Source organism: Rhodospirillales bacterium, from assembly GCA_016710335.1.
Taxonomy (GTDB): domain Bacteria; phylum Pseudomonadota; class Alphaproteobacteria; order Rhodospirillales; family Defluviicoccaceae; genus JADJXQ01.
Genome location: JADJXQ010000006.1, coordinates 1 through 9,222 on the forward strand (window position 1 = coordinate 1; position 9,222 = coordinate 9,222).

6 protein-coding genes and 4 pseudogenes are annotated in these 9,222 nt (G+C 66.2%); 1 reads left to right on the forward strand and 9 read right to left on the reverse strand.

Annotation, left to right across the window (positions count from 1 at the left end; all coding sequences use genetic code 11):
• Positions 1-147: 147 nt before the first annotated feature.
• Positions 148-894, reverse strand: a complete 747-nt coding sequence (locus IPM60_11425) for a hypothetical protein (protein ID MBK8908482.1) — start codon at positions 892-894, stop codon at positions 148-150.
• Between the two features lie 262 nt (positions 895-1,156).
• Positions 1,157-1,468 (reverse strand): hypothetical protein, encoded by a 312-nt coding sequence (locus IPM60_11430; protein ID MBK8908483.1) that lies wholly within the window; start codon positions 1,466-1,468, stop codon positions 1,157-1,159.
• 234 nt (positions 1,469-1,702) lie between these two features.
• On the opposite strand from IPM60_11430, the pseudogene IPM60_11435 reads away from it, so the two are divergent.
• Positions 1,703-2,421: pseudogene (locus IPM60_11435) on the forward strand (hypothetical protein).
• Between the two features lie 47 nt (positions 2,422-2,468).
• Here IPM60_11435 and IPM60_11440 read toward each other — a convergent pair.
• The 7 genes and pseudogenes from IPM60_11440 to IPM60_11470 form a co-directional block, all read right to left on the reverse strand.
• The gene (locus IPM60_11440) at positions 2,469-3,482 is read right to left on the reverse strand and encodes a major capsid protein (GenBank protein ID MBK8908484.1); all 1,014 of its coding nucleotides are present in this window, start codon (positions 3,480-3,482) and stop codon (positions 2,469-2,471) included.
• Positions 3,483-3,495: 13 nt separating this feature from the next.
• Positions 3,496-3,861: a head decoration protein gene (locus IPM60_11445; GenBank protein MBK8908485.1), complete on the reverse strand. Its 366-nt coding sequence runs from the start codon at positions 3,859-3,861 to the stop codon at positions 3,496-3,498.
• Positions 3,862-4,360: 499 nt separating this feature from the next.
• Positions 4,361-4,879 (reverse strand): annotated as a pseudogene (locus IPM60_11450) (Clp protease ClpP).
• A 3-nt stretch (positions 4,880-4,882) separates the two neighbouring features.
• Positions 4,883-6,361, reverse strand: a complete 1,479-nt coding sequence (locus tag IPM60_11455; GenBank protein ID MBK8908486.1) for a phage portal protein — start codon at positions 6,359-6,361, stop codon at positions 4,883-4,885.
• A complete protein-coding gene (locus IPM60_11460) occupies positions 6,361-6,579 on the reverse strand; it encodes a hypothetical protein (GenBank protein MBK8908487.1) in 219 nt (72 codons plus the stop codon). Before IPM60_11460 ends, IPM60_11455 begins: the two co-directional genes overlap by 1 nt.
• A gap of 3 nt (positions 6,580-6,582) precedes the next feature.
• Positions 6,583-8,637, reverse strand: a pseudogene (locus IPM60_11465) (phage terminase large subunit family protein).
• Positions 8,585-9,156, reverse strand: a pseudogene (locus tag IPM60_11470) (hypothetical protein). Before IPM60_11470 ends, IPM60_11465 begins: the two co-directional pseudogenes overlap by 53 nt.
• Between the last annotated feature and the right edge of the window lie 66 nt (positions 9,157-9,222).

The window sequence follows — 9,222 nt, forward strand, 5'->3', positions numbered from 1 at the left end:
TACCGAGACCAGAGCACCGCAATTTCATCCTCAATCGCTGCCGTCAGCATTTCCCGTGTTTCCCCGCATACGGAGAGGCCGAGTTGGTCGATCTCGGCAAGATATAGGGCATCGTTTTCGTCAAACGAAATCGATGCGGTTAGGGCTTCAATCGGGGAAACCGTCTGGCCCCTCAAAGGTAATGGCACCCACACTGATCGACTCCAGGTCCACAGGCTCAATGTGGTCAACATTCTCGATCGAAACCGGAAGGCCCTTCTCATCGCGCGTTACAGTTCCGAAGACGAGCAACTGATCGCGAGGATGCTCCAGCAGACTCTCTTCCACGTACGCTTCATAGAGGCAGCTGAGATCGCGGCCGGTTTGCGTGTGACGAATCGTGATCTCCTGCCTGGAAAAATCGATCTTCTTAAATTCCCCAACGACCGACCCTCGAACGACTTGTTTCGTCGGTGCTCGCACCAGCCGTTCGACGAACGACCGCGATTGTCTTGTCTCGAAGAGTGTCTTTCCGGCATGAGAAATCTCCAGTTCCGCACCGGTCGTGGGTGGCGGTGAAAGGCGATCCAGGGCCTCGAGATAGAACCTCCGCCAAGTATCGTCGGGAATGGCGGCTATAAAGGCACCTTCATTCTCCGCGCCCACCGCGGAGAGCAGGGCATCGAGCTCCGTGAGCACGGTCGCCGTGTCGGCCGGACTGAGGAGATCACCACCTTCGAACCGGACGGGGGCGATATAACTGCCGGTCTTTGGGATCTCGCATACCAGACGGTAGCGATTCTGAATATCAGCAGACGGTCGAATACGGCGTCCCGGCGTACGCCCATCGCGGCGCATAGCGATCAGATGGATAAGGCGCTGAAGTGCATCCAGCGAGTGGACAAGCGCACTCACCAGGGGTTGAAGTCACCGCTAGACGGTTAGGCCTCGAAAAACCGCAGGTATAGCGTTTCCTCAGGTGACGTCATGGGCCTAGTAACCACAAGACGTGGATGATGGCAACTGATCCCCCAGCCGTTGCCGGCATTTTTCCAGTCGGTGCTGCAAATTCCCCACTTCTTCAAGTGACCTGCAATTGGGCCAGGGCATAGTGCCGAAGCGGGGCTAGCGCTAATCGATTCAACAAATTTCGAAATGCGAATGATGACGGCGAGTTTTACGCATGACGCGTGTCGAGAGTCCAAAACAGTCCGTCCCGATCCTTCACCGGCTCGCCCTGGACGACGAACGTCTCGCCGTCGATCTCGATCGTGTCGCCCACCGACGGTGCGGGGACCTCCGAGGCGCGCACCTCGAATCCGACGGTCGCCGCGTGGATGCGAGTGTCGCCGAAGCCGATGATTTCATCGGGACGCCGAGCAATGACCCGGATCGTGAGTGCGCCGCCGCCGACCGACGTGCAGACGGCGTCCGTCGCGATATTCGGGTCAGCGAATAGCGCGTCGAGGGCCGTGGCGAATTCGGTCATGATGCTGCGGACTCCTTGGAGGGCACTGCGGGTGAAGGGCTGCTTAGGATGGCACAGCGGTCGAGCGAAATCGGAAGCTCTACAGGCCCCTTCATGACCCGAAGCGGCCATCTATAGGCGACGCGTCCACCAGACGGTGTTACGATTTGCGCGCTCTGATTTGGCGCCTCTGCTTTAGGCGTTAGACGGACGGATGGTGAGAACAAACACGTGATGACCGAGCGGATCGACCCGATGTTCATCAATCACGCAGCCGATGTTCTCGGGGATACCTCGTGCGGTCTGAGTGGCACGAACATCATTGCCCTCACCACCGCGTACGCGGTCGAGCACGATGTCAAGATCCCGCACCAAGCCTACCCATTCGAGGCTGGCAACAAGCGCACGGCATTGCGGGAGAATCTTCAGGCGTTTCCACCGCATATCCAGTTCGAACTCATTCGTGCGCTCTGCGAACATCCGCAGGTTACCGAGCGAAGTCCCGAGGCTTCCCGAAAATTGAAAATCCAGCTTCTCACTCGGTACGGGCACTTGGCACGCGATCCTGTGTCCGCGGACGTCAGCCAGGAACTTGTCAAGCGACCCGTCATTGGTTGGGCTCCTTTCCAGAGGCGGCAACGCTTTACGACGATGCCCTTAAGAAGTACCGGGCGGGAATGTTCGAACGAAACGTCCTCGACGACCTCCGCCTCGCTTTGGAGGTTCTGCTTCGTGGCGTCCTGGGCAACGCGAAGTCGCTTGAAAACCAGATCGCACCCCTTGGCGACTACGTGAAAGGCAAGGGCGGCTCACCAGAGTTTGGAAACATGTTCGTGAAGCTTGTAGATTATTTTACCAAGTACCAGAATCGATACGTGAAACATAACGACGGGGTCATCGAAGACGAGGTCGAGTTCATGATCGAGATCACGTCGTCCTTCATGAAACATGCAGTCAGGCTGGCAGGGCGATAAGCCAATTATCTCGGTGATTCACCTGCGGGCGTAATATCTTGGTTGAATTACGCCCGCTTGGCTCGTTGCAGAACCTCCGGCCGCGTGCAGACGAACAGCGGATAGGCGTACAGTTCCACCCGGACCCAGGCGTTGCGGTCGCGGTCCGGGATGGTGAGCGCATAGACCTCGCGGCCGGGCGTGTTGACGAAGTCGATGAACTCGGCCGGCGACTGGGCCACCTGGAAGATGCCCGGCGCACCCACCGGGAAGAACTTCGCCTTGTCGGCGCCGACGGTGATCGTGGTGTCGTCGTCGGTGCCCCGGTAGTTGTGGAAGACGATGCCGCCGAACGGGAACGACTCGTAGGTCATGTCCTGGCGGAGATCGGCGGCGGCCGCCCAGTTGCGGTAGGTCTCCTTGACGCTGTCGTGACCGATCAGGTCGTCGTAGAAGGTGTCGCCGCAAAGCGCGTGGATCCGGGTGCCGGGGGTCCAGGCGCCCTTCGCCGCCTTGGCCATGGCGCGCACCACCTGCGCGCACTTCTTGCGCACGTCGGTGGTCGCCTGATCGAGCGCGAAGTTGATTTCGGCCGGCTGCGAGAGGCCCCAGGCCCCGTACCAGTCGATGATGGTCGAGCCGTCGGCGTCGGTGACGATGCCCTGCACGGCGCCTAGACGCATGTTCTCGCGGGTGAGCTCCATGTCCTCGCGCAACCGGCCCATGCGGCGGGCAACCTCGGCCTGCACCGTCTGCAGCTCGGTCTCCGAGCCGAAGGCGCGCATGTTCTGGATCTCGTCGGCGTAGAGGGTATCGCCCTTGGCGACGCGGACCGTCCGAAAATCCCGGATGTCGCGCTTTTCCAGGGTCTGCTCGGCCAACGGCGCGCCGCGGTTGGAGGTCTGGATCAACGCGAGCGTATTCTCGCGCTTCTCGATGGCGACCGTGATGGTCCGCACCGGCACCGGCTCGAAGATGTTGAGGGCGCCGAGAAACTGCGGGCGGTAGGGTACCTTCTCGACCGCGGCGGTCATCTGCATGGCCGAAAAGGCGTCGTTGGAGAAGATATCGAGGGTGGGCATGGGTGGTGCCTCCTTAGCGGACGAGGATGCCGAGCGCGGCGAGCTCGCCGATGGCGGTGGTCTTGTCGGGTGCGGTGATGCCGTCGGGCCAGACGATCTCTGCGCCGTTGACCTCGGCATCGCGGAGGAGGGCGGTGCGGGTCGCATCGCCGGCGGTGGCGTCGACGCCCTCGTAGAGGATGGCGGCGGCCGCTTCGGAGCCGTCGGCACCGGCGGGGTTCAGCTCGACGTACTTGCCGGACGCGGTGACCTTGCCGAGCACGGTGCCCGGCTCCAGCACTTCGCCGGAGGCGATGGTGACGACGTCGCGGGAGCGGGCGCCGTTGGCCTCGGAGACGAGAAATTCGGCGGTGTAGCGGCCTTCGGTGAGAACGGTCATGGGGATCAAGCCTCCTGCTTGCGGGAACATGCGGGCGATGACGTCGCCCCAGCCGCGATCGGCCGACGGCTGAGCGATCACCCGTGCATTGCGATGGCCGTCGATGAGGGTGTCCGCGTCGGCCTGGGCGCGGGCTTCGAGCAGCGCGGCGCGCACCGCCTCGAGGGGCGTCGCCTGCGCCAGGAACGCGTGGCTCCTGCCGGGCTGGCCCGGCGAGGGCGCACAGCTCGGTCACCGCACGGGCATAGCCGAGCGTATCGTCGCGAATGCGGGCCTCGACGGCGGCGAGATCCGGCCCGCGGGTCTCGTCATGCTGTTGCGGCGGATCATCGGCGGGAACGGGCGCCGGATCCGGTGCGGTCGGCTCAGAGATGACGTCGGTCATCGGGGTCTCCTGGTGCTGGTTGCGAAGATCTTGGTCTGCGCCCGGCACCCGCGTGGCCGGCGGATGCCGGAACCGGGTGAGATCGAAGGACGCGGCAATGCGGACCGGCTTCTCGACGCGATCGGCGAATCCGAGGGCGACGGCTTCCGCCGTCGTGGTCCATGTTTCTTCGGCCATCAGCCGCTCGATTTCGTCATCGGGCTTGCCGGACTTGTCGCGATAGGCTGCACCCAGGCCGCCCTTGATCCGATCCAACGCCTCGGCGGTGGAGCGCATGTCGGCCGACGTGCCGACGACGACCCCGCTCGGGTCGTGGATCATCAGCATGGCGTTCTCGGGCATCGCCACCTCGTCGCCGGCCATGGCGATGACCGAGGCGATGGAGGCGGCGAGCCCGTCGACGTAAACCAGCTTGTGTGCCGGATGGCGTTTCAAGGCGTTGTAGATGGCGATGCCGTCGAAGACGCTGCCGCCCGGGCTGTTGAGCCTGAGGGTGATCGCCTTGGCCCTGCCGGCCGCCTTCAGGTCGTCGGTGAACTGCTTGGCGGTGACGCCGAAGGCGCCGATCTCGTCATAGATCAGAATCTCCGCGCCATCTGCAGCGGCGGCGCGGATCGTGTACCAGGATTTCATGGGCTACTCCGGTTGATCGGATGCAGGCTGCTGGGGGGTTTCTCGGGCCCCCTGGGTCTCGCCGGCGCCGGGAGCGAACGACAGGCCGAGATCGTCCTCGCGCGCCCGGTCGGCGGCGATGCGGTCGTCCACCTCCTCGGCGTCGTAGCCCTCCGCCTCGACCACGTCGGAGCGGGCCTTGAACCCGGCATCGACGGCGAGCTTCTCGGCCTGGCGGTCCTTGAGCGGGTCGATCCATTCCCACCGCGGCGGAATCCACTTGACTGGCGACCACGCTCGCGGGTCGCGCCCGAAGCCGGGGAGCGTCAACGCGCCGGTGAGCACGGCGTCGCTAAGCCAGCGCTGCCATACCGGGCGGCACAGCTGGTAGACGAACACTGCGTGCTGCAGTTGTTCCATGCGCCGGCGGAACTCCACGAGGCCCGCCCGCTGGCTGCCGTAGCTCGCCTGGCGCAGATCTCCGGTCACGGTCGCGTACGGGATGCCCATGGCGGCGGCCAGCTCCAGGCTGACGCGATAAACGAACGGCTCGAAGTCGCTGCCCACCCCGGTCGGCGTCGAGAACCGCACGTCCTCGCCCGGCAGCAACACCTGCATGGTGCCGGGCTGCAGCGGCGCCCGGGCGATGCCGTCGCCGTCCTCGCCCTCGACCTCGTTGAGGAGGGCATCGTCCGGCAGGTTCTTGACGATGAAGCCGACGAACAGCGCGGCCGTCTTCTGGCGCTCCACCTGGGCGTCCATGTACTGATCGATCTGGTGCAGCCGCACCAGCGCCGGCGTGATGTGCGGCAGACCGCGCAGCTGCCCCGCCTCCAGGGGCCTCCGGATGTGCAGCACCTCCGATGCCGGAACCCGCACGAACGGATCGTATGCCGGCATCGCCTCGGTCCGGTCGCCGGGGTGCTTGCGCAGGAACCAGTAGGCGACGCGCCGGCCCAGCGGATCGAACTCGATCCCGCAACGGATCGCATTGCCGTTCGGCGCCGCGCCGGTCTTGTCGAGCGGCAGCATCTCCGCCTGCAGCAGCTGCAGCTGCAACGGCACGACGAGACCGTCCTCGGCACGGCGGGCGCGCAGACGGACGAAGCACTCGCCGGCGACGAACATCTCGCGCGCGACCATGGCCTGCAGGCCGTAGAAGTCGGTCAGGCCGTCGGCATCGGCCTCGTCGGTCCAGGCGAGCCACAGCTTCTGGATCGCCCGCTTGGCCTCGGCATCCTCGGTCATCGACGACGGCTTGATGCCGGCGCCGATGGCGTTGGCGACGAACGCCTCGCAGGCATTGGCGGCGATCGCGTTGGAGAGCACGATCTCCCGTGCTCGCCGCAGCGTCAGATCGCCGTCGCTGACCACCTGGGTGTTGAGGTTGCGGAGCGGCGGCACCCAGGCGGCGAGCCGGCGTGAGCGCATGGGCTCTCCAGCCGGGCGCGCGGTTGCAGCCGGCCAAAAGCGCCGGAACGCACCCGAGAGCGAAACCGCCATCAGAGACCCTTGCCGTCCTGGTAGAGGCGCACCTGGCGAACCGGCCTGCGGTTTTCCGCGGCACCGATCTCGGCCTTCAGGGTGGCGATGGCGCGATCGATCTCGGCGAGACCGCGATACTCCACCGTGCGGCCCTCGTAGCTGACGCGGGCGACACCGCTGGCGCGCTGGCGTTCCAGTTCGTCGAGGCGGGTGGTCAGCTGTTCAAGCGTCGCCATCAATCATTCCGTCATCCAGGGGCTGCCGACCACCGTGCGCCGGGTCCGCACCGGGCGGGAGACCCGGCCGGCGATTGGGGCGTCGGCCTGCGTGTTCGGTTCATTTGCAGCGGTGCCGGTGCCGTCCGGCTCCACCAGCTGGTCCGCCAGCCGCTTCCAGAAACCGGCACCATATCGATCGGCGCCCAGCACCCACAGGGCGGCACGGGCATAAACCCGGCAGTCCAGCGCCTCGTTGCGCTCCCTGAGCTTGCGCCATTCGTGGCGGGCGAAGCCGCGCCGGTCCTTGACCGTCACCAGCTGCTCGGCGACCAGCTGCTTGACCCACTCGGCCTCGATGCCGCGGGGCAGATGGACATACCCGTCTGCGTACGTGGCGCCGGTCGCCAGTGCCTCGTCCGTCGGCCGTTCCAGCCACAGCCAGCGGTAGGTCTCGGCCTTGAAGGTGGAGACGGCAACGCTCCACAACTTCGCGCCGCGCCGGATCTTGCGGCCGCCCTCGGTGGCGTCGACGTAGGAGGGTCCCGTGACCGGCTGCGGCCGGTCGACGCTCGACGCCCTTGACCGGCATCACCTGCGCCGAGCCTGCTTTCGCGACCAGGGCGTAGACCTCGGCGGTGAATTCGCCGCCGGTGTCGATGGCGAGCCTGGCGAGGCCCAGCCGGGCCCCCGACACATGCGGCCAGCTCTGCGACAACAGCTCCGACAGCCTCGCCCAGACCTCCGGTCCGCCGGGACTGCCTTCGAGGACGATGTGGTCGACCAGCCAGCTGGTGTACCCTTGCCCCCAGGCCCATACCGAAACCTCGATGCGGTCCTTCTGGACGTCGGCGCCGGCGGTGAGCACGAGCCCGCCCCGGGCACTTGGCCGAGCGGCAGGTCCTCCCGACGCTCGTAGAGCCGCTGCCAGTCCGGCGCCTCGCCGCGGTCGATCCACGCTTCGCCGAGGACGCTGTTCCTGAAACTGCTCACCGCCTCGATCGATCCCTGTGCGGCCTCCCAGTCGCGGGCGATCTGCTGCCAGGAATGCCACCCGACCGGCGAATAGAGGCTCGACAGATGAAACCCGATGGTCAGCGGATCGGCCGATGTCGCCGTCGGCCGCCATTCGCCCATGCTGAGCATCCGCGTCTTGTGATGCTCGGCGATCGGCTGCTCGCAGCCCTCGCAATGGTACGCCACGGTCTCCGGCCGGCCCTTTTCCCACCGGAGCCGTTCGAACTTGAGCCACTGCCGTTCGCCGCAGTGCGGGCACGGCACGAAGTACCGCCGCTGGTCCGAGGCCTCGAACTCGCGCTCGATACGGGACAGGCCCTTGATCGTCGGCGTCGATGCCAGGAACGCCTTGCGCCGCCACGAGAACGTCCGCGTCCGTGCTTCGGCGAGGGCCACCGGCTCGCCTTCCTCGTCGGCCGACGGCGGATAGGCGTCGACCTCGTCGAGGAACAGGTAGCGCACCGGCATCGAGCGCAAACCCACCGCCGAATTGGCGCCGGTCATCACCAGGATACCGCCGGGAAACTCCTTCGACAGCACCGTGTTGCCGCTGTCGCGCGAGCGCGCCGGCGCCACCTTCCGGCGCAGCACCGGGCTTTCCTCGATCAGCGGACCGATGCGCTGCTGCGAGAACCGCTTGGCCAGCTCCACCGTCGGCTGCACCGCCAGCATCGGCCCCGGCGCGTGGTGGATGACGTAGCCGACCCAGTTGTTGCCCGACTCGGTGGCGCCGATCTGGGCGCCTTTCATCACCACCACACGCTGCGCCGGATGGGACGGCGACAGCGCATCCATGATCTCGCGCAGGTACGGCGTCCGCGACGTCCGCCACGGCCCCGCCTCGTTGGCGCCGCGCGGGCTCAGCACCCGGTGCCGATCGGCCCACGCCGAGACGGTGAGATCCGGATCGGGGGTGAGACCCTCGCGCCAGGCACGGAAGAGGTGGTCGGCGCCGTCGAAAGCGAGGTCGATGCCTTCGTGGGGGTCCTCCGGCGTCGGCCAGGCTCGGTCAGCGGAATTCGGGCCGGACCTCGGCGAGATCTCCGAGGTGGCTTCGAACATGGCTCTCCAACACCGTCTGCACGCGGCGGGCATCGACTCCAGCTCCGCCGCCATCACCGCGGCGACCCGCGCCGGCCAGCCGGCCCAGGAATCCCGTTCCTGACGGGCGAGGCGGAACACCAGGGCGATCGCACGCGCCCGGTCGACCAGTTCGCCCTTCAGCTGCTGCAGCCGGAGGCGGCGTTCCTGCGCCTTCAGCACCTCGTTGGCGGTGCGCGCCTGCAGGTAGGTCATTCCGCCGGCCGCAGCTGGCGCCGGCTGTCCGCCTTCGCGCAAGGTGTCACTGACCGCTTCGACCGCCGCCTCCGGAACCGGCCGCATGGCGGGCGAGGGGCCGCTACGCTGCTTCGCCGGGTCGGTCGTCCGGGCGCGGCGGGCGTCCGAGGCGGCGGCATCGATCGAGCTGTCGGCATGCAGCACCAGCCGGCCCGAGGCCCGCGCCTTCTGCACCGCGCCACGCGAGATGCCGGCATGCGCCGCGTATTCGCGCTCGCTCATGCCGTGGCGTCGCGCGGTCATCGAATGATCATCTCCAGCCCCAAAAAGCCATTATATTCAATGTATTAGAGTTGATGGTCCGGGCGC